Origin of the sequence: Mycobacterium sp. SMC-19, from assembly GCF_045310815.1 — a bacterium.
Lineage (GTDB): Bacteria > Actinomycetota > Actinomycetes > Mycobacteriales > Mycobacteriaceae > Mycobacterium.
Map to the genome: position 1 here is coordinate 169,795 of NZ_JBJIAM010000001.1, position 26,195 is coordinate 195,989.

The window sequence follows — 26,195 nt, forward strand, 5'->3', positions numbered from 1 at the left end:
AACGATGATCGACTACGCACTGCTGTCGCCGGAGATCAACTCCGGACGTCTGTACGCCGGTCCCGGCTCCACGCCGATGATGACGGTCGCCTCCGCCTGGCGCGGGCTGGCCGCGGAGATCTCCTCGGCGCTGACGTCGTACGAAACGACGATCACCCAACTCGTCGACGAAGAGTGGATAGGCCCGGCATCGGCCTCGATGTCTGCCGCCACCAAGCCGTATCTGACGTGGATGGCCGACACGGCGACCAAGGCCGAGGAGGCGGCCACCCAGGCCACCTCGGCAGCGGCCGCGTTCGAGGCGGCCCACGCGGCCACCCCTCCCCCAGCGGTGATCGCTGCCAACCGCGCGCAGCAGAAGCAACTGGTGGCGACCAACGTCGTCGGCCAGAACTCGGCCGCGATCATGGCAAGCGACGCACAGTATTTCGAGATGTGGGCCCAGGCCGCCGACGTCATGTACAGCTACGCCGCGTCGTCGGCGGTGGCGACCAAGGTGACGCCGTTCAACGAGCCCAACCAGACCACGAACCCGGACGGGACGGCCAACCAGGCCGCCGCGGTCACCCAAGCCAACGGCAACACCGCCGCCAACAACACCGCGCAGACGGCACAGGCGATTTCGTCGCTGCCGAACACGTTGCAGACACTGACCTCGCCGAGTCCCGCCGACGCCGGTCTTCCCCCGCCCACACTGGCCGGGCTGCTCGAAGCCATCGGCCGCAACGCGTCGATCAATGGTGTTGTGTCGCTGGTGACTTACCCGTTCAACGGCCTGATGAGCTTCACCGGAACCTCGGCGGCGTTCACCCCGGCAAGCTTGATCCCGACCATGACCACATTCTTCTCCGGTGGTGGTTTCAACGCCCTCGGCGGTGGTGCGGCCGGTGCCGGCATCGGTGCCCTGTTGGCCCCGGGTGGTCCGTTGAGCAGCCTGGGCGCGCTGGGCGGCGCGTCGGCGTTCACCGCGAGCGCCCCGTCGGTGTCGGCCGGCGTGGGTCAGGCCACCTTGGTCGGCGAGCTGTCCACGCCGCCGACCTGGGCCGCAGCCGCTCCTGCCGCCAGCGCAGTTGACTCTGCCGGCGCCTTGCAGGCCAGCAGCTGGGCCGCCGCCCCCGAAGAGATCGAGTCGATGGCGGCCATGCCCGGCGGCATGCCGATGGGTGCCGAACGGGGTGGCTTCGGTCTGGGCACCCCGCGCTACGGCTTCAAGCCGACCGTCATGGCCCGACCGGTAGTTGCCGGATAAACCCCCTCACCGTAAAAACGGAACCGCAGACAAGGAGACACAGCAGTGGCAACACGTTTTATGACCGATCCGGACGCGATGCGTTCGATGGCGGGCCGTTTTGATGTGCACGCGCAGACGGTGGAGGACGAGGCTCGTCGGATGTGGGCGTCCTCGACGAACATCTCCGGTGCGGGCTGGGGTGGTCTGGCGGAGCGGACCTCGATGGACACCATGGGTCAGATGCAGACCGCTTTCCGCAACATCGTGACCATGCTGCACGGTGTGCGGGACGGGCTGATCCGCGACGCCAACCACTACGAGCAGCAGGAAGCTGCTTCCCAGCAGATCCTGTCGAGCTAGAAGGAGAACCGCAGATGTCGATTAACTACCAGTTCGGTGATGTGGATGCCCACGGTGCGTTGATTCGTGCGCAGGCTGCGTCGTTGGAGGCTGAGCATCAGGCGATCGTGCACGATGTGCTGGCTGCCGGTGATTTTTGGGGTGGTGCTGGTTCGGTGGCGTGCCAGGAGTTTGTGGCGCAGTTGGGTCGCAACTTCGCGGTGATCTACGAGCAGGCCAACAGCCACGGTCAGAAGGTGCAGTCGGCCGGCAACAACATGGCCAACACCGACGCCTCGGTGGGCTCCAGCTGGGCGTAACGTCAGCCAAGACCCGGGAAACCCGACGCAGCAGAGGGGGCTGCGTCGGGTTTTTCCGTTTCTCGGCATCAAGAACTCATCAAGGTTCGATTCCGCCGCGTTAAGAGCGCATAAGGGCAGCAGCTAACCGAGCACCGTTGCGGCACGGTGGATCTCGTGGTCGGCACCATGCCGGCCCGATCGGTTAGGAGATGGTGATGTTGATGTCGTTCGTGAGCGCGCAGCCTTTTGAGCTGACGACCGCGGCCGGCGAATTGACCGGTATCGGCTCGGCGATGGCCGCCCAGAACGCGGCAGCCGCCCCAGCCACCACCGGCGTGATCCCCGCGGCGGCGGACCCGGTCTCGGCGTTGACCGCCGCACAGTTCGTCGCGCACGCCGGCCTGTACCAGGCGGTCAGTGCCCAGGCGAATGCGATTCACCAGATGTTCGTCACCACTCTTACGACCAGCGCGGCAGCGTACGAGGCGACCGAGGCCGCCAACGCGATCGCAGCGCGCTGAGTCACGCAAAACCAAGCAAGACAAAGGAACTCAAGAACATGATGGAGTTCGGTGCGTTGCCACCGGAAGTCAACTCCGCGTGGATGTACACCGGGCCGGGAGCGGCGCCGCTGATGGCTGCCGCCACGGCCTGGCGCGGACTGGCCGCGGAGCTGGGGTCGACGGCCGCCGCCTACCAGGCGGTGATCGCCCGGATGGCCGGTGAACTGTGGGCCGGTCCGGCGTCGGCGTCGATGGCCGCCGCGGCGGCTCCCTTCGTGGCGTGGATGAACACCACCGCCGCTCAGGCCGAGCAGGCCGCCACCCAGGCCACCGCGGCCGCGGCCGCCTTCGAGACCGCGTTCGCGATGACGGTTCCCCCGCCGGTGATCGTGGCCAACCGCAGCCTGCTGATGCTGCTGGTCGCGACCAACCTGCTGGGGCAGAACACCCCGGCGATCACGGCCACCGAAGCGCAGTACGCCGAAATGTGGGCGCAGGACGCCGCCGCCATGTACGGCTACGCCAGCGGTTCGGCCGCCGCGACGCAGGTGACGCCGTTTGCCGAACCCGCCCAATCCACCAACCCGGCCGGGTTGGCCGGCCAGGCCGCCGCGGTCACCCAGGCCGCCGGCAGCTCCGCGGCGAGCAACAGTCAGGCCAGCCAACTGATCTCGGTGTTGCCCGGCGTACTGCAGAGTCTGGCATCGCCGACCCAGGGCAGCCCATCATCAGCGTCTTCAAGCCTGTCGGGGATTCTGGGCGGTCTGTTCGACAACAGCCAGATCACCGACAGCATCAACGGGATGGTGAACACCGGCGCCTGGAACGTCGCCAGCACGCTGTCGACCGCGGTCGGCTTCTTGAGCAGTCTCGGCAGCAGCGCGGGATCCTCGCTGGGAACCGCGGGCTCCGCGGCTGCCGGCGGGCTGAGTTCGGCCGTCGGTGCGGTGGCACCAATGGCTTCGCTCGGCTCGGTCGGATTGGCCGGGCTGGGTTCATTCGGCGGCGCGCCGGTCTCGGCGGCCCTCGGTCAGGCCGGTTCGGTCGGCATGCTCTCGGTGCCGCAGAACTGGGCTACCGGAGCCACCGCCAGCGCCGTCTCGGCACTCCCGAGCACCGGCTCGGCCGTTCCCGCGGCAAACGGGGCATCGGCCGTACCGGCCGGCCTGCCGATCGGTGCTGCTGGGGGCCGCAGTGGCCCCAGCGGGAATCTGCCTCAGTACGGATTCAAACCCAGTGTCGTCGCACATCCGGTCCTGGCCGGCTGACGACGAAAGACCGCAACCAACAATCAAGGAGTTACCGCAGTGACCACCCGTTTTATGACCGACCCGGACGCCATGCGTTCCACCGCGGCCCGTTTCGACGCGCACGCGCAGACCGTCGAGGACGAGGCCCGGCGAATGTGGGCATCGACGACCAGCATCTCCGGCTCCGGCTGGGGCGGCCTGGCCGAGCGCACGTCCTACGACACCATGGGCCAGATGCAGACCGCTTTCAGCAACATCGTCAACATGCTGCACGGCGTGCGGGACGGACTGATCCGAGACGCCAGCCAGTACGAACAGCAGGAATCTGCCTCGCAGCAGATCCTGAGCAGCTAACACAAGGAGCAATGATTCAGATGTCCATCAACTACCAGTTCGGCGACGTCGACGCCCACGGCGCGTTGATCCGCGCCCAAGCCGCCGCCCTGGAGGCCGAACACCAGGCGATCGTGCAGGACGTGCTGGCCGCCGGGGACTTCTGGGGCGGCGCCGGCTCGGTGGCCTGCCAGGAGTTCGTCACCGCCCTCGGGCGGAACTTCCAGGTCATCTACGCCCAGGCCAACGCCCATGGTCAGAAGGTGCAATCGGCCGGCAACAACATGGCCAACACCGACGCCGCCGTGGGCTCCAGCTGGGCCTGAAAGCAAACCGTCAATAATCCGTGCGAGACCGTAAAGAACTCGTTAACGACCTCTGGCCGTCGGGAGTCCGACGAAACAGTGGAGCGGTGACCGAGCCCCGCTTGGGGTCCGGCTCGTATCCGCCGAGGAGATGTCATGTCGTTCCTGACCACCCAGCCCGAGGCGCTGGCTGCGGCGTCCGGCAATCTACAGACGATCGCCGGGGCGCTGAACGCCCAGAACGCGGCCGCAGCCGGCCCGATCACCGGGCTGGCCCCGGCCGCCGCCGACGAGGTCTCCGCACTGCAGGCCACCCAGTTCTCCGCCTACGGCACCCTGTACCAGCAGATCAGCGCGCAGGCCGCGGCAATGCAGGAGATGTTCATTCACACCCTGCGCGTCAGCGCTGATTCCTACGGGGAGACCGAGACCGCCAACTCGGCGGCGGCGACCACCACGGCGGGGCTAGGCACTGCCACAGGCCTGGGGAACGCCGGTACCGGAGCCGCCGCCGACCCGACCTTCGGGCTGGGTGGAATCGCCAGCAACTCCGCCATCCTGGCCGCCATGAACGCCGCAAACGTCGGCTCCGCCACCTCGGCATTCACCGGCTTGGGCACCGGCTTCATCACCAACCCGTCCGGCGTCATCCACCACGTCGAGGGTGTCAGCCAGGGCAACCTGGTCTCCCAGAGCACCCCGGGCGCAGCAGCCCCGGTGGCCGCCGCAGCCGGCCAAGGGGCCCCGATCAACAAGATGTCGGCACCGCCGAACTGGGCAGGCGAAGCCGCGCCGGCAGCCGAGGCGCGCCCGCTGGTCGCCGCAGGATCGTCGGAAGTCGAGCCGCGCGGCGCCGCCACGGTCCCGGCAGGAGCACCGGCAGTCGCCTCTTCCGATCGTGGTGGCCCCGGTTTCGGCCGGCCTCGCTACGGCGTCAAGCCAGTCGTGATGCCGCGCAAGCCGATCGTCTAGCGGCAACCCGCGCCTGGCCGAAACCGACTAGAGGAAACGGACTTCCACGAGATGGACTACGCAGCACTGCCCCCGGAGATCAACTCCACTCGGATGTACTCGGGCGCCGGGGCCGCGCCGATGACGGCTGCCGCAACGACATGGAATGCGCTGGGCGCCGAGCTGGCCACGACAGCGGCCTCCTACGAGTCGGTGATCTCGACACTGACCGACGAAGAGTGGCGGGGCCCGGCCGCAGCGGCGATGGCCGCCGCAGTCCGGCCCTACGTGGCGTGGCTGAACACCACGGCCGCCGCCGCCGAGCACGCCGCCGCCCAGGCGTCGGCATCGGCCGCGGCCTACGAAGCGGCGTTTGCGATGACGGTGCCCCCGGCGGTGGTGGCCGCCAACCGGGCACAGTTCGCGGCGCTGGTGGCGTCGAATTTCCTGGGGTTCAACACCGCGGCAATCGCGGCGGTGGAGGCGCAGTACGCCGAGATGTGGGCACAGGACGCCTTGGCCATGTACGGCTACGCGGCCTCCTCAGCGCTTGCCGGGACGCTACAACCGCTGAGCTCACCCGCTCCCAGCACCAACCCGGCCGGGATCGCCGGTCAGGGTGCGGCCGTCGCCCAGGCCTCGGTCGGCAGCGCACAGAACGGGTTGTCGCAGCTGGTGTCGGGATTGCCGACCGCCATGCAGACCCTGGCCTCGCCCTTGGCCGCCGGATCAGCCCAGAGCGGGCTGGGCGACTTCCTGTCCAACTTCATCAACTCGACGCAGAACATCGGCATCTGGAACGGGGTTCAGACCTACAGTTCGGCGTTGACCAACGCCGGCGCGTGGCACGCGTTCGCCGGTATCGCCAGCGCCATCGCCATCGCGCACGGCGGTGCGGCGGAGGCGGTGACTTCGCCGTTGCTGGTGGACTCGGTTGCCGCGCCACCAGCGACGCCCCTGGGCCGCGCGCCGGTGCTGGCCGGCATCGGAAACGCCGCCCCGGTGGGCGGACTCTCGGTGCCGCAGAGTTGGCCGGCGGCCGTCCCGACAACGGCGACGTCGATCCCCGAAAGCAACGCCACTCTGGTCAGCCATGGCTGGACGGAGGCCGAGGAGGCCGGCACCGTCAACACGGTGGGCGCCGGTGTGCCGGGAGTGGCATCGGCCGGCCGCGGCGGCTCCGGTCTGAGCAACCCGAGGTACGGGTTCAAACCCACTGTGATGGTGCGGCCTGTCGTCGCTGGCTGATGCCGTCGGTTGCCGCGATGATGGTCTGGTGAGTCTCGTGAGACAAGCCGGGCAGCCTGCAGAACCACGGGGAGAACTCCGCATCTACCTCGGAGCCTCGCCCGGGGTCGGTAAGACCTACGCGATGCTCGGCGAAGCGCACCGCCGCACCGGCCGCGGCACCGATGTGGTCGCGGCTGCGGTCGAGACCCACGGCCGCAGCATGACCGCCGAACTGCTGCAGGGCATCGAGATCCTCGGCGAACCCGGCGGGCCACTCGATGTCGACGCCGTGCTGGCCCGCCACCCCGAGGTGGTCCTGATCGACGATCTCGCGCACACCAACCCCGCAGGCAGTCGTAATCCCAAACGCTGGCAAGACATCGAAGAACTGCTTGCCGCCGGGATCACCGTGGTCTCCACCGTCAACGTGCAGCAGCTGGAGAGCCTGAGCGACGTCGTCGCCAAGATCACCGGCACCACCCAGCACGACACCGTCCCCGACGCGGTCGTGCGCCAGGCCGCGCAGATCGAACTCATCGACGTCGCACCGGAGGCGTTGCGCCGCAGGCTATCCCACGGCAACGTCTACCCGCCGGAGAAGGTCGATGCGGCGTTGGCCAACTACTTCCGCGGCGAGACGCTCACCGCGCTGCGGGAATTGGCGCTGCTGTGGCTGGCCGGGCAGGTTGACGCGACGCTCACCCGCTACCGTGCCGACAAGAAGATCACCGAGACCTGGGAGGCGCGGGAACGCATCGTCGCCGCGGTGACCGGCGGCCCGGAATCGGAGACCCTGGTCCGGCGGGCCTCCCGGATCGCCTCGAAGGCCGGCGGCGACCTGCTGGTGCTGCATGTCCTGGGCGGCGATGGGATCTCTGGGGCGCCGGCGCCCCGGGTGGGCAAGATCCGCCAACTGGCGATCAGCCTGGGCGCCTCGCTGCACACCGTGATCGGCGACGACGTGCCGACCGCGCTGCTGGACTTCGCCCGGGACGTCAACGCCACCCAGTTGGTGATCGGCAGTTCACGCCGTTCCCGTTGGGCACGCATCCTCGACGAGGGTGTCGGTGCGGCGGTGGTGCAGCAGTCCGGCGATATCGACGTCCACATCGTCACCTACGAGGACGCCAAGCCCAGTTTCCGGGGGCTGTCGATCTCGCCGCGGGAACGGCGTGCGGTGTCCTGGCTGGCCGCCGTCATCGTGCCGTTCCTGATGTGCGCGATCATGGTGGGCTGGCTGGACCGCTACTTCGACGCCGGTCAGAGCGCACTGTTCTTCGTCGGGGTGCTCTTGGTGGCCCTGCTCGGCGGCATCGCCCCGGCCGTGCTCTCGGCGTTGCTGTCCGGGGTGTTGCTCAACTATTTCGTGCTCGCACCTCGACGCGATTTCACCATCGCTGAGCACGACGTCGCCGTGACCGAAGTCGTCCTGCTGTTGGTGGCCGTCGCGGTGGCCGCCCTGGTCGACGGCGCGGCCAAACGGACCCGGGAAGCCGGCCGCGCCTCCCGCGAAGCGGAGCTGATGACACTGTTCGCCGGGTCGGTGCTGCGCGGCGCGGACCTGGACACCCTGCTGGAACGGGTTCGCGAAACCTACGCACAGCGGGCGGTGAGCCTGGTGCGCGTCCCGACGAACACCGCGACGCCCGAAGTCGTCGCCTCCGTCGGCGAAAACCCCTGCACCTCGGTAGATCTCGCGGATACCTCGATCGATGTCGGCGACGACGAGTTCTGGATGCTGATGGTCGGCAGACAGTTGGCCTCACGTGATCGCCGGGTGCTCTCGGTGGTGGCTCGGCAGGCGGCCGGACTGGTCCGCCAGGAGGAACTGGCCGCCGAGGCCGGCCGGGCCGACGCGGTGATGCGGACCGACGAGCTGCGCCGGTCCCTGCTGTCGGCGGTCAGCCACGACCTGCGCACCCCACTGGCAGCAGCCAAAGCGGCGGTGTCGAGTCTGCGCGCCGACGACGTCGACTTCTCCCCCGGCGACACCGCCGAACTGCTCGCCACCGTGGAGGAATCGGTTGATCAGCTCACCGGCCTGGTGGGCAACCTGCTCGATTCCTCGCGACTGGCCGCGGGTGTGATCCGGCCGGAGTTGATCAAGGTGTATCTGGAGGAGGTGGTGCAGCGGGCCTTGATCGGAATCGGCAAACGCAGCAACGCCTTCGGCCATGGCCGCGGCCTGGACCAGGTAAAGGTCGAAGTGGGCCCGACCGTGGTGATGGCCGATGCCGGTTTGTTGGAGCGCGTGCTGGCCAACGTGATCGACAACGCGCTGCGCTACGCCTCCGACAGCGTGGTGCGGGTGACGGCCGGCCGAGTCGGCGAGCGGGTGCTGATCAACGTCGCCGACGAGGGCCGCGGGCTGCCCCGCGGCGGCGAGGCGCACGTGTTCGATCCGTTCCAGCGCCTCGGCGACCGCGACAACACCAGCGGCGTCGGTCTCGGACTGTCGGTGGCCCGGGGCTTCACTGAGGCGATGGGCGGCACCATTTCGGCGACGGAGACGCCGGGCGGCGGGTTGACCATGGTGGTAGACCTGGCCGCACCGGCAGGAGAGAGCTGATGAGCACACGAGTTCTGGTAGTCGACGACGAGCCGCAGATTCTGCGCGCGCTGAAGATCAACCTGTCGGTGCGCGGCTACGAAGTCGTCACCGCGGCGACCGGCGCCGGCGCCTTGCGTGCCGCCGCCGAGCAACGCCCGGATGTGGTGATCCTCGATCTGGGGCTGCCCGACATCTCCGGCATCGAGGTGCTGGCCGGGCTGCGCGGCTGGCTGACGGTGCCGGTGATCGTGCTGTCGGCACGCACCGACTCGGCCGACAAGGTGGAGGCGCTCGACGCCGGCGCCGACGACTACGTGACCAAGCCCTTCGGAATGGACGAGTTCCTGGCTCGGCTGCGCGCCGCCGCCCGGCGCAACGCTGCGACCGCCGAAATCGACCAGCCAATAGTGGAAACCGCCTCGTTCACCGTCGATCTGGCGGCCAAGAAAGTGATCAAGAACGGGGGCGAGGTCCACCTGACTCCCACCGAATGGGGAATGCTGGAGATGCTGGTGCGAAACCGGGGAAAGCTGGTCGGCCGCGACGAATTACTCACCCAGGTGTGGGGCCCGGCATACGCGAAGGAAACCCAATATCTTCGGGTCTATCTGGCGCAGTTGCGCCGCAAACTCGAGAACGATCCCTCAAACCCCAAACACCTGCTCACCGAGGCGGGGATGGGCTACCGATTCGAAGTGTGAATTTTTGAGGTTTTGAAATCCGTCGGCGCGGATATGCCTGGGAGAACCTAGCGGAAGGAGCTTTACCGTGATGTTCTCCCAGATCGCCAAGAAGACGGCAGTTGCAGCGGCCGGCCTCACGACGGCCGGAATGCTTGCGGTGGCACCGGCTTCTGCGGACCCCCAGGTGGTCGGATTCGGCCAAACCCAAGAGATTCAGAGCCCCGGTGGGGCCATCGATTACACCGTCTCGGACCTGCAACCCAGCGGGCATAACGACGGCATTTGGTACTCGGAGGTGACCGCCCGGGCGGTAAGCGGTTCCCCCACACCGAACATCGCTGACTTCAATGCGCGTGCGGTCAACAGTTCGACGTTCGCGGTGATGAAGGGCAACGAGGTCGACGGCCTGCCCAACGGGCCGATCGCCGCGGGCAGTCAGACCAGCGGCCGACTCTACTTCGACGTCAAGAACGGCACCGCGCCGGACAGCGTGGTCTACCGCGACGCCGCCGGAGTCGACAAGGTTGTCTGGAAGCACGCATAACCCGTCGTAGTCAGATCGCCGGGGGCGCGGCCAGATCCACCACCATGGTGAGGCCGCCACCCGGCGTCTCGGTGGCGGAGACCGTTCCGCCCATCGACTCGACGAACCCGCGTGCCACCGACAAGCCCAGCCCGATACCGGTGGTGTTGTTCTGATCGCCGATCCGCTGGAACGGCTCAAACAGGTGCTCCCCGCCCGGCGGTAGGCCGCGTCCCTGGTCGGCAACGTTGATCAGAACCCGATCACCGACCTGACACGCGCTGACGCGGATCGGGCCATCGGGGGCATAGCGCAACGCGTTGTCCAGGAGATTGGCCAGCACCCGTTCCAGCAGTCCGGCGTCGGCCAGCACCACCCCGTCAGCAACGTCGACTTTGACCCTGTCGATGCCCGGACGGAAGAAGCCGGTCTTGCCCCGTCCGATACTGACCAGGGCCCGTTCCACGACTTCTTCCAGGTACACCCGACCCAGTTCGGGGTGTACCACTCCGGCGGCCAACCGGGACGAGTCGAGGAGGTTGCCGACCAAAGCGGTGAGTTGGTCGATCGACTCCTCCACGGTGGCCAGCAGTTCGCCGGTGTCCTCCGGTGAGAACCCGACGTCGTCGGAGCGCAGACTCGACACCGCTGCCTTGGCGCCCGCCAGCGGCGTACGCAGATCATGGCTGACGGCCGACAACAGCGAGCGGCGCAGCTCATCGGCCCGCATCACGGCCTCGGATCGGCTCGCCTCGTCGGTCAATTCACGTTGCCTGACCAATCCGGCCGCCTGCTTGGCCACTGCGGACAACACGCGTCGATCACGCGCCGCCAACTGCCTGCCCGCGATCAGCATCCAGAACTCGTCGTCGCCGACGTCGATGGCGGTGTCCGCCGAGTCGATAGTCGTACACGGGTCAGTGCCCGCGGCGGCAATCACCGTCTGACCGGTCTGCTGGCCCTCGACGGTAGAGATCCGCAGGATGCTCACCGCCCGTAGCGCATAGGTCTCCCGGACGCGTTCCAGCAGCGTCCCGATGTCGGCGCCCCGCAATACCGACCCAGCGAACAGAGCCAGCAACTCCGCCTCTTGGGATGCCCGCCCGGCTTCCCTGGCGCGTTCGGCGGCGCGATCCACCAGCACCGACACCGCGACCGCAACCAACAGCAACACGACCTCGGTGATCGCCGAATCGGTTTCGGCGATGGTGAAACTGTGCCGGGGATCGATCAGGAAATAGTTCAGCAGCAGACCCGAAATCACGGCCGAGAGAATTGCCGGGGCCACACCGCCGAGCAGGGCCACCGCCAGGACGCTGACGAAGAACAGCGCACTCTCCCCGCCCAAGCGCAGTACCGGATCGAGCCATGTCGTCGTGATCGCGCAGACCACAGACGGCACGAGCAGTGCCGCCAGCCAGGGCAGCGCGCGGCGTTGCCGCGGTGAGATGGGTGTGATCCGGAAACCTTGCTTGGACTCTTCATGAGTCACGATGTGTACATCGATCTTGCCGGACCGCCGCACCACCACCGCGCCGATGCCCTCATCGAACAAGCGCGCCCAGCGAGACCGCCGCGACGTCCCGATCACCAACTGGGTGGCGTTGACTTCCCGGGCGAAGTCCAACAGCGCGGTCGGCACGTCGTCGCCGACGACGATGTGCAGTGAGGCACCGAGGCCGGCCGCCAACTCACGGATCTTTCCCATCCGCGCACTGGGAACGGCCGAGTGGCCGTCGCCGGCCAGCACATGAAGCGCCAGCAGCTCGGCGCTCGATTTCGATGCGATCCGCGAGGCACGCCGTACCAGCGTCTCCGATTCCGGGCCGCCGGTCACGGCCACCACCACCCGTTCGCGGGCTTCCCAGGTGTCGGTGATCTTCTTGTCCGCGCGGTACTTCGCCAGCGCGGAGTCCACCTGGTCGGCCACCCACAGCAGTGCCAATTCCCTTAGCGCGGTGAGGTTTCCGCTGCGGAAATAGTTGGACAATGCCGCATCGACCTTCTCCGGTGCATAGACATTGCCGTGGGCGAGCCGGCGGCGAAGCGCCTCCGGAGCGATGTCGACGAGTTCAATCTGCGACGCCTGACGGACGAACGAATCCGGCACCGTCTCCAGTTGCTCAACACCAGTGATCTGTGCGACGACGTCGTTGAGGCTCTCCAGATGCTGCACATTGACCGTAGAGATCACCGTGATCCCCGCGGCGAGCAGTTCCTCGACGTCCTGCCACCGTTTGGCGTTGACGCTGCCCGGCGTATTGGTGTGGGCCAACTCGTCGACGAGCACGACCTGCGGTCGTCGCGCCAGCACCGCTGGGACGTCGAGTTCGGGGAAACGCTTGCCCCGGTAGTCGAGCAGGCGGGGCGGGACGACCTCGATTCCCTGCAGCAGTTCCGCCGTCTTTCTCCGACCGTGCGTCTCGACCACGGCGGCCACCACGTCGGTCCCTCGTTCCAACCGCCGGTGGGCCTCGCCCAGCATCGCGTACGTCTTGCCGACCCCGGGGGCCGCACCCAGATAGATGCGCAACTCCCCACGTCTGGCGCGGGAGCCATAAGCACTCACCGATAGATCATCCATCGGAACAGCAACCGGGGACAGGATGCTCGTGGTCGAGTTCCAGGTTTACCGCAACCACATTGACGCGGGCCTCACCCAGGAACCCGAGCAGTCGGGGGCTCTGGTGAGCGCGGACCACGGCACGGACCTGCTCGGCGCGTATCCCCCGGGCCTTGGCGACTCGGTCGATTTGAAGCTCGGCGTAGGCCGGCGAGATATCGGGATCCAGGCCGCTGCCGCTGGCGGTGACGGCATCGGCGGGAACATGCGGATATTCGGCCGCTGCCCCCCGGACCGGCACGATCTGGCCGGCCGAGTAATCCTCACCGGGCCGGGCGCATTCCACCCGAACGCCGTGATAGCCGGACACAAACGGTTCGCCACCGCGGGCACACGGCTCATTGACGCTGACCACGCGGGTCGGACGGGCGACGGTGCCGCTGGGGCCGCGCGGGCCGAACACAGCCAGCACGGCGCCCCGCCCACTGGCGGTGCAGAACGGTCGCGACGCGGCCCCCGCGTCGAGGCCTTCGGCCTTCGCAACGGCCACGCTGCGCGTGCAGACCTCGGTGAGCAGGCTCGGCGCAGCGGGCATGTCGACGATGCTCTCCGGGCCCAGATTGCTCGCTCCACTGGCCAAGGCGTCGTAGCCGATGCCGGCCTTCGACGGCCTGCTCTGCAAGTACTGCGGCAGCGGCCGGCCGGCGGTGTCGGTGAACGACTGCCCGAGCAGCGCGCTGGCGACTGGTCGGCCACCGGCGTCGGCGACCAGTGCCCCCTCCGCACGCTGATGCAGACCCGGGACCTGCGCCACCAGCCAGACCAACACCGGGTAGCCGATGCCGAGCACGACGGTCAAGACCAGCAGTGCACGCAGCGCGGCCCCATAGCCCCGCACCAAGCCCGCAAATCGCATGTCATGCCATCCCAGGAAGAAGTTGAACCAGCAGGTCGATGAGCTTGATCCCGACGAACGGGGCCACGATCCCGCCCAGGCCGTAGACGGCGAGGTTTCGGCTGAGCAGTTTGGAAGCGCTGCCCGGAACGTAGCGGACCCCACGCAGTGCCAGCGGGATCAGCGCGGCGATCACCAGCGCATTGAAGACCACCGCCGACAGGATCGCCGATTGCGGGCTGTGCAACCTCATCACGTTGAGCAGACCCAAGCCTGGGAAGATCGTCACGAAAAGCGCTGGAATGATGGCGAAATACTTGGCGATGTCGTTGGCGATCGAGAAGGTGGTCAGCGCGCCTCGGGTGATCAGCAGTTGTTTGCCGATCTCCACGATCTCGATGAGCTTGGTGGGGTCGGAGTCCAGGTCCACCATGTTGCCCGCCTCCTTGGCGGCGCTGGTGCCGGTGTTCATCGCCACCCCGACGTCGGCCTGCGCCAGCGCCGGTGCGTCGTTGGTGCCGTCACCGGTCATCGCGACCAGTCGTCCACCCTGCTGCTCGCGTTTGATCAGCATCAGCTTGTCTTCGGGGGTGGCTTCGGCGAGGAAGTCGTCAACACCGGCCTCATCGGCGATCGCCTTGGCGGTCAACGGGTTGTCGCCGGTGATCATCACGGTCCGGATACCCATCTGTCGCATCGCGTCGAACCGCTCTCGCATGCCCTGCTTCACCACGTCCCGCAGATGAATGACACCGAGCACCACGGCCGGCCCGCCGACGAGCACCTCACCGACCACCAGCGGTGTTCCGCCGGCAGCGCTGATGCCGTCGACGATCCGGCCGAGCTCGGCGGGGATGTCCCCGCCGTGGCCACGCACCCAGTCGCTGACGGAATTGGCGGCGCCCTTACGCAATTGGCGGCCGCCGATGTCGACACCGGACATCCGGGTCACCGCGGTGAACTCGACCCAGGACGCCGCGGTGAGCTCGCCCGGTGTCCGGGTTCGCAATCCATAGGCCTCCTTGGCGTAGACCACGATGGAGCGGCCTTCGGGAGTTTCATCGGCAAGGCTGGACAGTTGCGCGGCGTCGGCGAGCTCGGCGGCGGACACCCCAGATATCGGAAGGAAATCCGATGCCTGCCGATTGCCCAGCGTGATCGTGCCGGTCTTGTCCAGCAGCAATGTGTTGACGTCCCCGGCGGCCTCGACCGCCCGGCCGGACATGGCGAGCACATTGCGCTGCACCAGCCGGTCCATGCCGGCGATGCCGATGGCGGACAGCAGCGCACCGATCGTGGTGGGGATCAGGCAGACCAGCAGTGCCACCAAGACGATGCCGGTGACACCGTTGTCATCGAGCGCCGCCGTATCCGAGACGCCCGGGTTGTTGGCCTTGGAGTAGATCGCCAACGGTTGCAGCGTTGCGACCGCCACCACGAAGATCAGGGTCAGCGCGGCCAGCAGGATGTTCAGCGCGATCTCGTTCGGGGTCTTCTGCCGGTTGGCGCCCTCGACCAGCGCGATCATCCGGTCGACAAAACTCTGTCCCGGCTTCTGGGTGATCCGGACCACGATCCGGTCCGACAACACCAGCGTCCCGCCGGTGACCGCGGAACGGTCGCCGCCGGATTCGCGGATCACCGGCGCCGATTCTCCGGTGATCGCCGATTCGTCCACCGACGCGATGCCCTCCACCACGTCGCCGTCGCCGGGGATGATCTGACCCGCTTCGACAACGACGATATCGCCCCGTTGCAGCAGGGGCGCCGCGACCGACTCCTCGGCGCCGGGCGTATTGGGCCCCCAACCACGCAGCCGACGTGCGACGGTGTCGGACTTCGACTTTCGCAGGGCGTCGGCCTGCGCCTTCCCGCGACCTTCGGCGACCGCCTCGGCCAGATTCGCAATGACCACGGTCAGCCACAACCAGCCCACGATCAGAGCGCCGAACCAAGTCGGCTCGCCGATGACCAGCACCGTGGACCACACCGCGCCGACCTCGACGATCAGCATCACCGGGTTGTGCCACAGCGTCCCGGGATCGAGCTTGCGCAACGCCGCGGGCAGTGCCGACAGCAGCATCGCGGAGTCGATCAGCCCGCCCGATACCCGCCGATGATCGGTGGGCGGCGGCGAGGAGATGGTTGTGGCCGAATGCATTTCAGTGCAGCCCTTCAGCGAGTGGCCCCAAGGCCAGTGCCGGCAGGAAGGTGAGGGCGACCAGGATGAGTGTTACTCCGACGACCATGCCGACGAATTGGGGCTTGTGGGTGGGCAGCGTGCCAATGGATTCCGGGGTCTGACCCTGTGCGGCCAGCGCCCCGGCCAGCGCAAGCACCAAGATCATCGGTAGGAACCTGCCGGCCAGCATCGCGATCCCGAGCGCGGTCTCGTACCACGTCCCGTCGGCCGCCAAGCCCGCGAACGCCGAACCATTGTTGTTCGCCGCGGAGGTAAACGCGTAAAGCACTTCGGAGAGCCCGTGCGGTCCGGTGTTGGCCATCGCCGAGCGCGGGCCCGGCAACGCAATCGAGATGGCCGTTCCGCACAGCACTACCAACGGGGTGACCAGGAAATAACTTGCCGCCAGCTTGATCTCGCGCGGGCTGATCTTCTTGCCCAGGTATTCCGGGGTACGCCCGACCATCAACCCGGCGACGAACACGGTGATCACCGCGAGGATCAAGATGCCGTACAGGCCCGAGCCGACGCCCCCGGGAGCGACCTCCCCCAGCTGCATGTCGACCATCGTCAGCAGGCCGCCCAGGCTGGTATAGGAGTCGTGAGTGGAATCCACTGCGCCGGTGGAGGTCAGCGTGGTCAACGCGGCGAAGACCGCCGAGTCGGCCACTCCGAGCCGCTGCTCGATCCCTTCTGTCGCCGCCCCCACCGCGGTCGGGACGGTGCCGTGATGCGCCAGCTGCGACCAGCCGAGCAGGCTGACGCTCAGGAGGGCGATCACGGCCATGACGGCGGTGATGGCGTGGCCTTGCTTGGCGTTGCCCACCATTGCGCCGAATGTGCGGGGCAGCGAGAAGGCAATGACCACCAGCAGGAAGATCTCGACCCAGTTGGTCCATGCGGTCGGGTTCTCGAACGGATGCGCGGAGTTGGCGTTGTAGAAGCCGCCCCCGTTGGTGCCGAGCAGCTTGATCACCTCCTGGCTGGCCACCGGACCACCTGGAATGGCCTGCGGCGCACCAGTCAGGGTCGTTATTGTCTGGTCGTTGAGGTGAAAGTTCTGGACCACCCCGCCGGCGATCAAGACCGTCGCGCCGATGACCGCGATCGGCAACAGGATGCGCAGTGTGCCGCGAACCAGGTCTACCCAGAATGAGCCCAGCACCGCGGTGCGCCGACCGATGAACCCGCGGACGAACGCGACGGCGACCGCCATGCCGACCGCGGCGGAGACGAAGTTCTGCACCGCCAGGCCGGCCATCTGCACCAGATGCCCCTGCGTCGACTCACCGGCATAGGCCTGCCAGTTGGTGTTGGTGACAAAGCTGACCGCGGTGTTCCACGCCAACCCAGGGGTCATCGGTGTCGCCGGATCATCCAGGTGCAGGGGAAGTTTTCCCTGGATGAGCTGCAGCACGAACAGGAACACCACGCACACCGCGGAGAACGCCAGAACACTGCGCGCATAGCCGACCCAGGTCTGTTCGGACTCCGGGTTGACCCCGATCGACCGGTAGACGAATCGCTCGCTGCGGGAGTGCGTTTCGCGGGTGTAGACCCGATACATGTAGTCGCCCAACGGTACGTGCACCGCGGCCAGCGCCACGACCAATGACGCCAGGAACAACACGCCCGCCGTTGTGGTACTCAACTAGAACCGTTCCGGGAACAGCAGTGCGGCCACCAGCAGCGCCGCCACCGCCAGGGCCAGCGTCAGACCGACGGCATTGGCAAGACTCACAGTCGCTCAACCAACTTCAACGCCCCGCCGAGCAGGGCGAAGATCACCGCCGTCAACAGTAGATACGCCACGACAGCCACGTGCACTCCGTTCTCGGGACCGGGTCTGACCTGAAAGTTAGACCCGGCTACCCGGAACGTCGGAGAGCGTTGACGCTTTCTTTACGCTCGACGAGGCGACCTTTACGTCTTTACGGCTCGCCGGTGGATCGCTAGGCGATCGAGAGCACAATGCCGTCCAGGATGTCGTGTTCACTGACCACCAATTCGGCGATACCGGCACGCTCAGACATGATGCGGGCCAGCTCCTGCACCACGATCGCCCCGCCGCCGATGACGTCGACACGGCCGGGGTGCATGGGCCCCAGGGCGGCCCGTTCGGCGCGGGTCATGGCGATCAGCCGATCGCAGACCGCGGTCAGATCATCGAAGCCGACCCGTGACAGATGTATTGCGGCCGAATCGTATTCGGTAAGGCCGTGCGCCAGGGCCGACAGCGTGGTCATGGTGCCCGCCACCCCCACCCACGTTCGGGCGTGCCGCACCGGCACCGCCTGCACCGCCGCCCCGAGGAGCTCGCGGGCCACCTCGCGAGCGGCCGAGACTTCCCCGGCGGTCGGCGGGTCGGAGTGCAGGCACCGTTCGGTCAATCGGACGCAGCCGACGTTGGCCGAGTAGCTCGCCGACACCCCGTTGTCCGGATCGCCGAGCACCACCTCGGTCGAACCACCACCGAGGTCGACGACCACGAACGGCCCGTCAGCACTGTCCAATTCACCCACCGCGCCACGGAAGGACAGCTCCGCTTCCTCGTGGCCGGTGATCACCTCGGCGACCGCCCCCGCAACGGCGCGTCCCAGCACCTGCGCCGTCATGTCGAAGAACACGTCACGGTTGGCCGCGTCGCGGGTGGCCGAGGTCGCCACCATCCGCACTCGTGAAACACCGTGTGCCACCAGCAACTCGGCGTAGTCGGCCAGTGCCGCGCGGGTGCGCTCGATCGCCTCGGGGGCAAACCGCCCGGTGGCATCGACGCCCTCACCCAAGCGGACGATGCGCATCTCGCGGTGGATATCGCGCAGCCGGCCCTCGACCGGCTCGGCGATCAGCAGGCGAATCGAGTTGGTGCCGCAGTCGATTCCGGCCAGTCGGGTCACAGCCACTGCTCCGGTGCCAGGATCCCGGCCATCGCCGGCTCGGCGGCCAGGATGGCCAGCGCCTCGTCACCGAACGGGTTGACGCCGCGCCCCTTGGCCAGGGAATGCGCCATCAGCACGTGCAGGCATTTCACCCGGTCGGGCATGCCCCCGCCGGTGAACGTGGTTCCCAGCGATTCGATCGCGTCCCGTTCGGCGAGATAGGACTCGTGAGCCACCCGGTAGCCGGCGGCGAGTTCGGGATCGTGCTGCAGCCGCTCGGTCATATCGGCCATCAGGCCCGACGATTCCAACCGGCTGGCCGCGGCGGTCAGCGCCGGGTGCGTCAGGTAGTACAGCGTGGGAAACGGTGTTCCGTCCGGCAGCTTGGGGGCCGTCTTGACCACGGCGGGTTCGCCATTGGGACACCGATAGGAGATCTCCAGGACGCCGCGAGGCTCTCGGCCCAGTTGCCGGCCCACCGCGTCCAGGTCGGCGGGATCAACCAACGGACACCACCGGTACGGGCGGACCGGGAAGCCCCGGGGGACTTGGCGGCGCCGGCGGGGGATGCGGCGCGTCGGCGATGGTGTGCCACAACGCGGTGTACCAGGGATCGCCGCTGGGGGCGGCCAGCGGTTCGGCGCCCGGCTCGCCCGGCACCTCAGCCATCCCAGGCAGCTGGACCTGATACGGAATCTCGCCGGGCATGACGAAGCCGAGCCGCTGGCGGGCCTGCGCCCGGATGTGCGCGGGGTCGTCCAAGTTGGCCTTCTGTTGCTGCAGGTCGGTGATCTGGCGGTGCAGGGTGGTCTCCAATTGGGACTGCTGTTTCATCTCCGCATGCTGGGCGAAGAACGTACGGACCGGTCCGGCGACGGTCAGCGTGAGCACGCACATCACGGCTGCCAGGATGACCGCCCGCCGGGCGGTGAAACCGACCCGCAGCTCCGAGCTCTGCTCGGTCGCCGCCGCAATGGCCCGTTTGACCGCTCCGGCCGGTGATGGCAGTGGGTTGCGCGAGGCGCCCGTCCCGCGGCGCACCGCCGCCGACCGGCGCGGGTGCGCACGCCCGTTCTCCCCGCCCCGTCCCGGCCGCGACGTCGCGGCACGCCGCTTGGCGTCAGGCCGTTTCGGATCGGTCATGGCATCGGCCCCTGGCGGCTACTTGCTCTCCGGCGCGTAGCGGGGGAAGGCCAGCTCGCCGGCGTAACGGGCGGCGTCGCCGAGTTCCTCCTCGATCCGCAGCAGCTGGTTGTACTTGGCCACCCGCTCACTACGGGCCGGGGCACCGGTCTTGATCTGACCGCTGCTGACGGCCACCGCCAGGTCGGCGATGGTGGTGTCCTCGGTCTCGCCGCTGCGGTGGCTCATCATGGTGCGGTAGCCGCTGTGGTGGGCCAGGGTGACCGCGTCCAGGGTTTCGGTCAGCGTGCCGATCTGGTTGACCTTGACCAGCAGCGCATTCGCCGCGCCCCGCTCGATGCCCTCCTCGAGCCGTTCGGGGTTGGTGACGAAGAGGTCGTCGCCGACGAGCTGCACCCGGTCGCCGATCGCCGAGGTCAGCGCCACCCAGCCGTCCCAGTCGTCCTCGGACAGCGGGTCTTCGATGGACACCAGCGGGTAGCTGTCGAGCAGCTTGGCGTAGAACTCGGCGAGCTGGGCCGCGGTGCGGTTCTGCTTCTCGAACGCGTAGCCGCTGCCCTCGGTGTAGAACTCGGTGGCCGCGACATCGAGGGCCAGCGCCACGTCGGTGCCCAGCTTCAGCCCAGTGGCCTCGATCGCGGTGCTGATCAGGTCCAGCGCGGCGGTGGTGCCGGCGACGTCGGGGGCGAAGCCGCCCTCGTCACCGAGGCCGGTGGACAGACCCTGCTTCTTGAGCACTGCCTTCAGCGAGTGGTAGACCTCGGTCCCCCAGCGCAGCGCCTCGGCGAAGTTGGGGGCGCCGATCGGGGCGACCATGAATTCCTGGACGTCGACACCGGTGTCGGCGTGGGCGCCGCCGTTGAGGATGTTCATCATCGGCACCGGCAGGATGTGGGCGTTGGGACCGCCCAGGTAGCGGTACAGCGGCAGCGCCGCGGAGTCGGCCGCGGCCTTGGCCACCGCCAGCGACACCCCGAGCATGGCGTTGGCGCCCAGCCGGGACTTGTCCGGGGTGCCGTCGAGGTCCACCAGAGCCTGGTCCACCAGTCGCTGGTCGTCAGCGCTGATCCCGATGACCGCCGGCGCGATCTGGTCCAGTACCGCGGTGACCGCCTTCTGCACACCCTTGCCGCCGTAGCGAGCGCCACCGTCGCGAAGTTCCACGGCCTCGTGCTCGCCGGTTGACGCGCCGGAGGGCACCGCGGCCCGGGCGAACGTGCCGTCTTCCAGCGCGATCTCGACCTCGACCGTGGGGTTGCCGCGGGAATCGAGGATCTCGCGGGCGCCGACCTGCTGGATGATGGGCACTGACTTCTCCTTGAACGTGATGGGGCTGGCCTTCTTGTCCTATCGGGGGCCTGCTGGGAGCCTATCCCGTACCAGACACCTCACAGCGGGCGACCGGCCGCGTACGCGGCGGCCCAATCCCGGACGGCGCGGGCGTAGATCTCCGACTCGTTGTAGGCCATCAACGCCGTCATCCAGCCCTTGGGGGTGGCCAGATCTTTGCCGCGCCAGCACAGATAGCCGGCCGCCGACAGGGCGGCGTCGTCGATGTTGTCGGGGCTGACGACGCCGTCGTTGTTGGCGTCGACGCCGTAGAGCCGCCAGGTCTCCGGAATGAACTGCATGGGGCCCATGGCGCGGACCACTCCGTCGTCATCGGCCAGATCCGGCTGCACGTCCTCGACGATGTGGAGATTTCCTCCGGAGCCGTCGAGCCGGACCCCGCGGATCTTGGGCCGCACGTCGCCGTTGCGCGCCACCGTGGCGTTGTTGTAGTGACCGTGATGACTCTCGATCTGGCCGATGCCCGCCAGGGTGGTCCAACCCAGATGGCAGTTGGGGTTCTCCACCTCCGCGACCCGCGCGGCGTAGGCGTAGGCCTCCAGCGCGGTGATCGGGATGCCCAGCATCGGGGCCCGCTCAGCGGCCCAGTGATAGAGCTGGTCGGCCGGCCGGCCGGAGGCGACGTCCGTACTCACCGGCGGGACCGGATCTCCGGGTGGCGGCGGCACGCCCTGCGGGATGGGATTACCGAGCTGCCAGCTGCAACTGGACGCCAGCAGCACAGCCGTCGCGCCGACGACGGCGGCCGTCCGCAGCCAACGTAGCGCCGACACCGCTCTCCCCAACCTCGAAGCTATGGTTTTGCGTCCATCGTTCCATGACTAGTCGACGGGCGAGACGCCGCCGACCGCCCGCACCGCCCGCGCGCGCCGCAAAAACCGGCTCTGCCAGCGCGAACTCAGACGAGTCTATGCGGCGGTTCCAGCTTCGGCTCTCCTGCGTCGAGCCTCGCTGAACGGCCGGCTAACCGGTCAGCTCACCGCGTTCCGGATCGGCCAGCAGCGCATCACGTGCGCGCGCGACCCGGGATCGGATGGTGCCCACCGGGCAGCCGCAGACCGCGGCGGCGTCGGAGTAGGACAGCCCGAACAGTTGGGTCAGCAGCAGCGCCTCGCGCTGATCGGTGGACAGGCCGGCGATCAACGCAGTCACCTCGACGACGTCCTCGAAACCACGGGAAGGCCGGTCGCGGTCGAGCAGCAGCTCGGGGTCGGCGCCCGGGGCGGTGCGCGGACGCGACTTGAGGTAGCGAATGTGATCGGCCACCACTCGCCGCGCGATGGCCAGCAGCCAGGTCCGTGCGCTGGAACGGCCGGCGAAGCGCGGGATCGCGCCGATGGCGCGCAGGAAGGTCTCTTGGGTCAGGTCATCAGCGCTGACACCGTCGAAGAGGTAGGCCACGAATCGCCAGACATCGTGCTGAGTGGCCTTGATGAATGCCTCCAGCGCGCGGGCATCACCGGCGGCGGCGGCAACGGCGAGAGCGGTGACTGCATCGTCGTCGACCCGGTCAGCTCCCGCCATGAACACCCACCTTAGACCCGCGGTTGCGGCGCTATTACGACGCATGGTCGTAGAGCCCTCGGAGCGGTTGACCGACCGCAGATGGCGCCGGCGGCCGCGACTGACGGCAGCCTCGCGAGCGGCCCCGTCCGCGGCGCCGTCGGCGTCCCACCGGGCCGGGCGCGGGCCTGCGCCGCCCATGCGCTGACGCGCCACCAGCAAAGCGAACACCAATCCCAGCAGCACCGGCAGGTGGCTGGCGATCCGAGCCGCCGTCACCTGACCGTGGTAGGCATCGATAGCCACGTAACCGCCCAGTGCCACCGCGTATACCCCGGCGATCGCGGCGACACCGGCCGCCACCGACGGCCAGACACCGGCGGCGATCATTGCCCCGCCGAGTGCCAACAACCACGCCGTGGATTCATGCAGCAAATGCGCGCCGGTGGCCGCAGGGTGGCCGTGGCCGTGCGCCGACACCATGCCGAAGTCGACGCCGGCGATCTGTACCGCCGCCATCGCCACCTGCAGCACGCCGACGGCAATCAGCGCCGGCCGTCGAAATCCCCACCGCGACCAGAGGCTGTCGTCGGCGTCCTCGGCGGTGACCGATGTCACCCCGGCGGCCGCCAGGATCTGGGCGGCCAGGTCAGGGCCGGCATCACTCTCGGTGCCGCCGTTGATGTCCGTCAGCCGGCGGGCCTGGGCGGCAGCGCCGACCAGCCAGCGCCGGCAACCGCGGCACGATGCCAGGTGCGCATCGACCTGCTGCGCCGGCAACTCCTGCTGCTCGCCGTCGAGCAGCGACGACAGGGTCTCGCGCACTACCTCGCACCGCATGCCGCCATAGTCGCTCATTCGGCGCCTGGAAACAAAGGTTCGTCCGCAGGGAACCAAATCAGCCCACCACGCGACTACTGATTGATCGCTCAAGATCGCGGGAGCGTCGGGAATGGGAAAAGGAGGTGTGTTCGATGACCGCACCGGTCTGGCTGGCGTCGCCGCCGGAGGTGCACTCGGCGCTGCTGAGCGCCGGGCCCGGACCCGGTCCGCTGCTGGAGTCGGCGACGGCGTACTCGGTGATGAGCGCCGAATACGCCGAAGTGGCGGCCGAACTCGACGCGGTACTGGCCGGAGTGGCCGGCACCTGGCAGGGCCCCAGCGCCCAGCAGTACGCGGCCGCACACGCCCCGTATCTGAGCTGGCTGGCTGACAGCGCCGCCAAGAGCACCGCCGCCGCCGGTCTGCACCAGACCGCGGCCGCGGCCTACACCACCGCACTGGCCGGCATGCCCACCCTGGCCGAACTGGCCGCCAACCATGCCGTGCACGCGACACTGCTGGCGACGAACTTCTTCGGCATCAACACCGTCCCGATCGCGCTGAACGAAGCCGACTACGCCCGGATGTGGGTCCAGGCCGCCGAGATGATGACCGTCTACCAGGGCATCGCGGGCGCGGCGCTGGCCTCGGTTCCGCTAGCGACGCCCGCACCGCCGATCGTGGCCCCCGGGGCTGCCGAGGCCGCTGCCGCCCCCAGTTGGGAACAGCAACTCAAGGACCTGATCACGCAGTTCAACATGGGCTTTGCCGACCCGATCGCCAAGTGGTTGTGGGCGCAGTTGGGCGTCGACGGATATCCGATCGAGGCGTTTCCGTTTGCCAGCGCAGTCACCCAGATGCTGGTGCAGATCCCGGGGATGTCCCCGATCCTGGCCGGGGCCCTGGGCTGGTTCACCTTTCACACGCTGATGCTGTTGTGGCCGATGGGCCAGATCGCGGTGCAGATGGCGATCCCGATCGTGATGGCAGCGGCGCCGGCGCTGGCCGCAGCGGCCGGGCTCGGTGCGCTGGGCGCGATCGGTGCGGTCGGGCTGGACCAGGCCGTCGAGCCGACCCCGCCGATGCCGGTGGGCGGCAGCGTCGGCGCGCCGGTCGCCGCGGGCGCCCCGGTGCCCGCGGGCGCCGAGGCGTGCGCCTGCGCGGACCCGATCTCCTCGGCGGGCCCCACCGCCCCCGCCACCGCGGGCGCCGGCATGCCGGCCGGCGGCGGCGCGGGCGGCGGACCGGGCGTCGGGTTCGGGCCGACCTCCTGCCTGTATTTGGTGAGCAGTGTCTCCTCCTCGGCGCGCAGCTCCAGCGGTTCGCGGCGTTCCCGCAGTGCCGACGAAGAGGCGTCGGAGAGCCAGGGCGCCCCCGGTGAGGCCACGGCGCAGGCGCTGGCCGCCAAGCGCCGGCAGCGGCAGCGCGCCAAGCAGCGCGGGTTCGGCGACGAATACATGGATATGAACATCGATGTGACGCCGGAGTGGGATGGGCCCCCGGGCGCGGCGAGCGCCTCGGACTCCGGCGCCGGCCCGCTGGGCTTCGCCGGTACCGCGACCGGGACCAGCCGTCAGGCCTCCGGAATCGCTGTGCTGACCGGTGACGGCCTCGACACCGAGCCGCGGATGCCGATGCTGCCGGGCAGCTGGGGCGAAAACCCGAACTGACCGGCGTCAGCTCATCGAGACCGACGTTTTGCAGCGAAAGTGCGAGTAGGTACCTGCAAAACGTCGGTTTCGGCGCAAGAGTGCCGGGGCGCCAGCGCTACAGCTGCGGCCAGTGGGCGCGCCACTGTTCTTCGGTGGGCTCGCCAATGATCACCTTCTCGACGGCCCGGACGCTGTCCATGAGTTCCAAAACCGCTGTCCGCAAGTCGTTTTCAGCATCGATGCCGGCGGCAATGGTGACGGTGGTGATCGTCTTGGGGATCAGATCAGCGGGCACGCCGGCGCGGGCGAGCCGTTGCAGCACCTTTTGGGCCAGCGCTAGCGCCGGCTGGGCGGTCGGCAAGTCGTCCATGATCGAGTCTCTGGACTTCTTCTCCAGCGACTTGCGTTCCTCCCACTGCGCCACCTGGTCGGCCAGCGAGATCTCCTCGCCGGCGAGCACCGCCGGCGCCCGATTGACCAGCTTGCGCAGCAGCGAATCCGCGACGTCGTCGATGGAGAACGGGCGCTCCAGTGCGTCCTCGGCGATGCGGGCGTGGAACAGCACCTGCAGGAGCACATCGCCGAGCTCCGCACACAACTCGTCGGCGTCGCCGCTGCGGACCGCGTCGAACAGTTCGTAGGTCTCCTCGAGCAGAAACCGGCGCAGCGAGTCGTGGGTCTGCTCGCTCTCCCAGGGCCCGGTGGTGCGCAACCGGTCCATGATCGCGACCGCGTCGATCAGCCGCTCCCCCGGCGGCGCATCCGGCGCCGCGATCAGCGTTTCGCCGGCCGCCAGCCGAGCGACCACGTCGGGATGGTTGCGGTCCGAAGACAGCAGCACCGGGGCTTCGACGCCCGAGAGCACCGATCGTGCGGCCGGCAAAGACCACGGCACCACGATCGGCAATTCCTCGGTGTAGACGATCTCACCGGCGAGCAGCGTGAGGGCTTCGACCGGGACAAGCGAGGGCCGGCGGGGGTCGACCAGGACAACGGTCATCGTGG

General features: G+C 68.3%; 25 protein-coding genes and 1 pseudogene. 13 read left to right on the plus strand and 13 right to left on the minus strand.

The features are described from left to right. Positions 1-7: 7 nt before the first annotated feature. From ACJH5R_RS00850 to ACJH5R_RS00905, 12 genes are all read left to right on the plus strand, one after another. On the plus strand, positions 8-1,249 hold the full coding sequence (locus ACJH5R_RS00850; protein WP_406758852.1) for a PPE family protein: 1,242 nt from the start codon (positions 8-10) through the stop codon (positions 1,247-1,249). Between the two features lie 45 nt (positions 1,250-1,294). Then, positions 1,295-1,591 carry a WXG100 family type VII secretion target gene (locus ACJH5R_RS00855; RefSeq protein ID WP_406757180.1) on the plus strand — a complete coding sequence of 99 codons (297 nt, stop codon included), beginning with the start codon at positions 1,295-1,297 and terminating at the stop codon, positions 1,589-1,591. A 14-nt stretch (positions 1,592-1,605) separates the two neighbouring features. Beyond that, entirely contained in the window at positions 1,606-1,890 is a 285-nt protein-coding gene (locus ACJH5R_RS00860; RefSeq protein WP_047317298.1) for a WXG100 family type VII secretion target, read from the plus strand. Positions 1,891-2,093: 203 nt separating this feature from the next. Beyond that, positions 2,094-2,393, plus strand: coding sequence for a PE family protein (locus ACJH5R_RS00865; RefSeq protein ID WP_406758851.1), 300 nt, complete (start codon positions 2,094-2,096; stop codon positions 2,391-2,393). A gap of 41 nt (positions 2,394-2,434) precedes the next feature. Beyond that, positions 2,435-3,643, plus strand: coding sequence for a PPE family protein (locus ACJH5R_RS00870; protein WP_406758850.1), 1,209 nt, complete (start codon positions 2,435-2,437; stop codon positions 3,641-3,643). Positions 3,644-3,682: 39 nt separating this feature from the next. Beyond that, on the plus strand, positions 3,683-3,979 hold the full coding sequence (locus ACJH5R_RS00875; protein ID WP_406758671.1) for a WXG100 family type VII secretion target: 297 nt from the start codon (positions 3,683-3,685) through the stop codon (positions 3,977-3,979). A gap of 20 nt (positions 3,980-3,999) precedes the next feature. After that, positions 4,000-4,284 carry a WXG100 family type VII secretion target gene (locus ACJH5R_RS00880; protein WP_406758670.1) on the plus strand — a complete coding sequence of 95 codons (285 nt, stop codon included), beginning with the start codon at positions 4,000-4,002 and terminating at the stop codon, positions 4,282-4,284. A 135-nt stretch (positions 4,285-4,419) separates the two neighbouring features. Beyond that, positions 4,420-5,235 carry a PE family protein gene (locus tag ACJH5R_RS00885; RefSeq protein WP_406758669.1) on the plus strand — a complete coding sequence of 272 codons (816 nt, stop codon included), beginning with the start codon at positions 4,420-4,422 and terminating at the stop codon, positions 5,233-5,235. Positions 5,236-5,286: 51 nt separating this feature from the next. Next, on the plus strand, positions 5,287-6,462 hold the full coding sequence (locus ACJH5R_RS00890; protein ID WP_406758668.1) for a PPE family protein: 1,176 nt from the start codon (positions 5,287-5,289) through the stop codon (positions 6,460-6,462). 37 nt (positions 6,463-6,499) lie between these two features. After that, on the plus strand, positions 6,500-9,013 hold the full coding sequence (locus ACJH5R_RS00895; protein ID WP_406758849.1) for an ATP-binding protein: 2,514 nt from the start codon (positions 6,500-6,502) through the stop codon (positions 9,011-9,013). Continuing rightward, on the plus strand, positions 9,013-9,696 hold the full coding sequence (locus ACJH5R_RS00900) for a response regulator (protein WP_406758667.1): 684 nt from the start codon (positions 9,013-9,015) through the stop codon (positions 9,694-9,696). Before ACJH5R_RS00895 ends, ACJH5R_RS00900 begins: the two co-directional genes overlap by 1 nt. A gap of 67 nt (positions 9,697-9,763) precedes the next feature. Continuing rightward, the gene (locus ACJH5R_RS00905; RefSeq protein WP_406758666.1) at positions 9,764-10,222 is read left to right on the plus strand and encodes a DUF1942 domain-containing protein; all 459 of its coding nucleotides are present in this window, start codon (positions 9,764-9,766) and stop codon (positions 10,220-10,222) included. A gap of 10 nt (positions 10,223-10,232) precedes the next feature. On the opposite strand, the gene ACJH5R_RS00910 is transcribed toward ACJH5R_RS00905, so the two are convergent. The 12 genes and pseudogenes from ACJH5R_RS00910 to ACJH5R_RS00965 all read right to left on the minus strand — a co-directional run. After that, a complete protein-coding gene (locus ACJH5R_RS00910; protein ID WP_406758665.1) occupies positions 10,233-12,785 on the minus strand; it encodes a DUF4118 domain-containing protein in 2,553 nt (850 codons plus the stop codon). Beyond that, the gene (locus ACJH5R_RS00915) at positions 12,778-13,680 is read right to left on the minus strand and encodes a potassium-transporting ATPase subunit C (protein ID WP_406758664.1); all 903 of its coding nucleotides are present in this window, start codon (positions 13,678-13,680) and stop codon (positions 12,778-12,780) included. The genes ACJH5R_RS00910 and ACJH5R_RS00915 overlap by 8 nt, the downstream gene beginning before the upstream one ends. 1 nt (position 13,681) lies before the next feature. Continuing rightward, the gene (gene kdpB / locus ACJH5R_RS00920; protein ID WP_406758663.1) at positions 13,682-15,820 is read right to left on the minus strand and encodes a potassium-transporting ATPase subunit KdpB; all 2,139 of its coding nucleotides are present in this window, start codon (positions 15,818-15,820) and stop codon (positions 13,682-13,684) included. A 1-nt stretch (position 15,821) separates the two neighbouring features. Next, positions 15,822-17,492: a potassium-transporting ATPase subunit KdpA gene (gene kdpA, locus ACJH5R_RS00925; RefSeq protein ID WP_406758662.1), complete on the minus strand. Its 1,671-nt coding sequence runs from the start codon at positions 17,490-17,492 to the stop codon at positions 15,822-15,824. Further along, positions 17,493-17,582 carry a potassium-transporting ATPase subunit F gene (locus ACJH5R_RS00930; RefSeq protein ID WP_406758661.1) on the minus strand — a complete coding sequence of 30 codons (90 nt, stop codon included), beginning with the start codon at positions 17,580-17,582 and terminating at the stop codon, positions 17,493-17,495. It abuts the gene before it with no gap. Between the two features lie 211 nt (positions 17,583-17,793). Next, on the minus strand, positions 17,794-18,744 hold the full coding sequence (locus tag ACJH5R_RS00935) for an exopolyphosphatase (RefSeq protein ID WP_406758660.1): 951 nt from the start codon (positions 18,742-18,744) through the stop codon (positions 17,794-17,796). Then, positions 18,735-19,226: a DUF501 domain-containing protein gene (locus ACJH5R_RS00940; protein ID WP_406758659.1), complete on the minus strand. Its 492-nt coding sequence runs from the start codon at positions 19,224-19,226 to the stop codon at positions 18,735-18,737. The genes ACJH5R_RS00935 and ACJH5R_RS00940 overlap by 10 nt, the downstream gene beginning before the upstream one ends. Further along, entirely contained in the window at positions 19,219-19,863 is a 645-nt protein-coding gene (locus tag ACJH5R_RS00945) for a septum formation initiator family protein (protein WP_406758658.1), read from the minus strand. Before ACJH5R_RS00945 ends, ACJH5R_RS00940 begins: the two co-directional genes overlap by 8 nt. An 18-nt stretch (positions 19,864-19,881) precedes the next feature. Beyond that, complete coding sequence (eno, locus tag ACJH5R_RS00950; RefSeq protein WP_406758657.1) at positions 19,882-21,171, minus strand: phosphopyruvate hydratase; 1,290 nt, start codon at positions 21,169-21,171, stop codon at positions 19,882-19,884. 80 nt (positions 21,172-21,251) lie between these two features. Continuing rightward, positions 21,252-21,986, minus strand: a complete 735-nt coding sequence (locus tag ACJH5R_RS00955) for a lytic transglycosylase domain-containing protein (protein WP_406758656.1) — start codon at positions 21,984-21,986, stop codon at positions 21,252-21,254. A gap of 190 nt (positions 21,987-22,176) precedes the next feature. Beyond that, a complete protein-coding gene (gene sigC, locus ACJH5R_RS00960; RefSeq protein WP_406758848.1) occupies positions 22,177-22,737 on the minus strand; it encodes an RNA polymerase sigma factor SigC in 561 nt (186 codons plus the stop codon). A gap of 108 nt (positions 22,738-22,845) precedes the next feature. Beyond that, positions 22,846-23,574, minus strand: a pseudogene (locus ACJH5R_RS00965) (DUF2275 domain-containing protein); the annotation flags it as partial. Between the two features lie 116 nt (positions 23,575-23,690). Between ACJH5R_RS00965 and ACJH5R_RS00970 the strand changes: the two are divergent. Then, a complete protein-coding gene (locus ACJH5R_RS00970; protein WP_406781086.1) occupies positions 23,691-25,208 on the plus strand; it encodes a PPE family protein in 1,518 nt (505 codons plus the stop codon). A 97-nt stretch (positions 25,209-25,305) separates the two neighbouring features. On the opposite strand, the gene ACJH5R_RS00975 is transcribed toward ACJH5R_RS00970, so the two are convergent. Continuing rightward, positions 25,306-26,190, minus strand: coding sequence for a nucleoside triphosphate pyrophosphohydrolase (locus tag ACJH5R_RS00975; RefSeq protein WP_406781087.1), 885 nt, complete (start codon positions 26,188-26,190; stop codon positions 25,306-25,308). Positions 26,191-26,195 lie beyond the last annotated feature (5 nt).

Excerpts from the sequence above, each read along its gene's own strand:
- ACJH5R_RS00900 (WP_406758667.1), top strand. The coding sequence starts at position 9,013 with ATGAGCACACGAGTTCTGGTAGTCGACGACGAGCCGCAGATTCTGCGC.
- ACJH5R_RS00970 (WP_406781086.1), top strand. The coding sequence starts at position 23,691 with ATGACCGCACCGGTCTGGCTGGCGTCGCCGCCGGAGGTGCACTCGGCG.
- kdpB (WP_406758663.1), bottom strand. The coding sequence starts at position 15,820 with ATGCATTCGGCCACAACCATCTCCTCGCCGCCGCCCACCGATCATCGG.
- ACJH5R_RS00890 (WP_406758668.1), top strand. The coding sequence starts at position 5,287 with ATGGACTACGCAGCACTGCCCCCGGAGATCAACTCCACTCGGATGTAC.
- ACJH5R_RS00910 (WP_406758665.1), bottom strand. The coding sequence starts at position 12,785 with ATGGATGATCTATCGGTGAGTGCTTATGGCTCCCGCGCCAGACGTGGG.
- ACJH5R_RS00860 (WP_047317298.1), top strand. The coding sequence starts at position 1,606 with ATGTCGATTAACTACCAGTTCGGTGATGTGGATGCCCACGGTGCGTTG.
- ACJH5R_RS00870 (WP_406758850.1), top strand. The coding sequence starts at position 2,435 with ATGGAGTTCGGTGCGTTGCCACCGGAAGTCAACTCCGCGTGGATGTAC.
- ACJH5R_RS00885 (WP_406758669.1), top strand. The coding sequence starts at position 4,420 with ATGTCGTTCCTGACCACCCAGCCCGAGGCGCTGGCTGCGGCGTCCGGC.
- ACJH5R_RS00915 (WP_406758664.1), bottom strand. The coding sequence starts at position 13,680 with ATGCGATTTGCGGGCTTGGTGCGGGGCTATGGGGCCGCGCTGCGTGCA.
- ACJH5R_RS00865 (WP_406758851.1), top strand. The coding sequence starts at position 2,094 with ATGTCGTTCGTGAGCGCGCAGCCTTTTGAGCTGACGACCGCGGCCGGC.
- ACJH5R_RS00975 (WP_406781087.1), bottom strand. The coding sequence starts at position 26,190 with ATGACCGTTGTCCTGGTCGACCCCCGCCGGCCCTCGCTTGTCCCGGTC.
- sigC (WP_406758848.1), bottom strand. The coding sequence starts at position 22,737 with ATGGCGGGAGCTGACCGGGTCGACGACGATGCAGTCACCGCTCTCGCC.
- ACJH5R_RS00880 (WP_406758670.1), top strand. The coding sequence starts at position 4,000 with ATGTCCATCAACTACCAGTTCGGCGACGTCGACGCCCACGGCGCGTTG.
- ACJH5R_RS00945 (WP_406758658.1), bottom strand. The coding sequence starts at position 19,863 with ATGACCGATCCGAAACGGCCTGACGCCAAGCGGCGTGCCGCGACGTCG.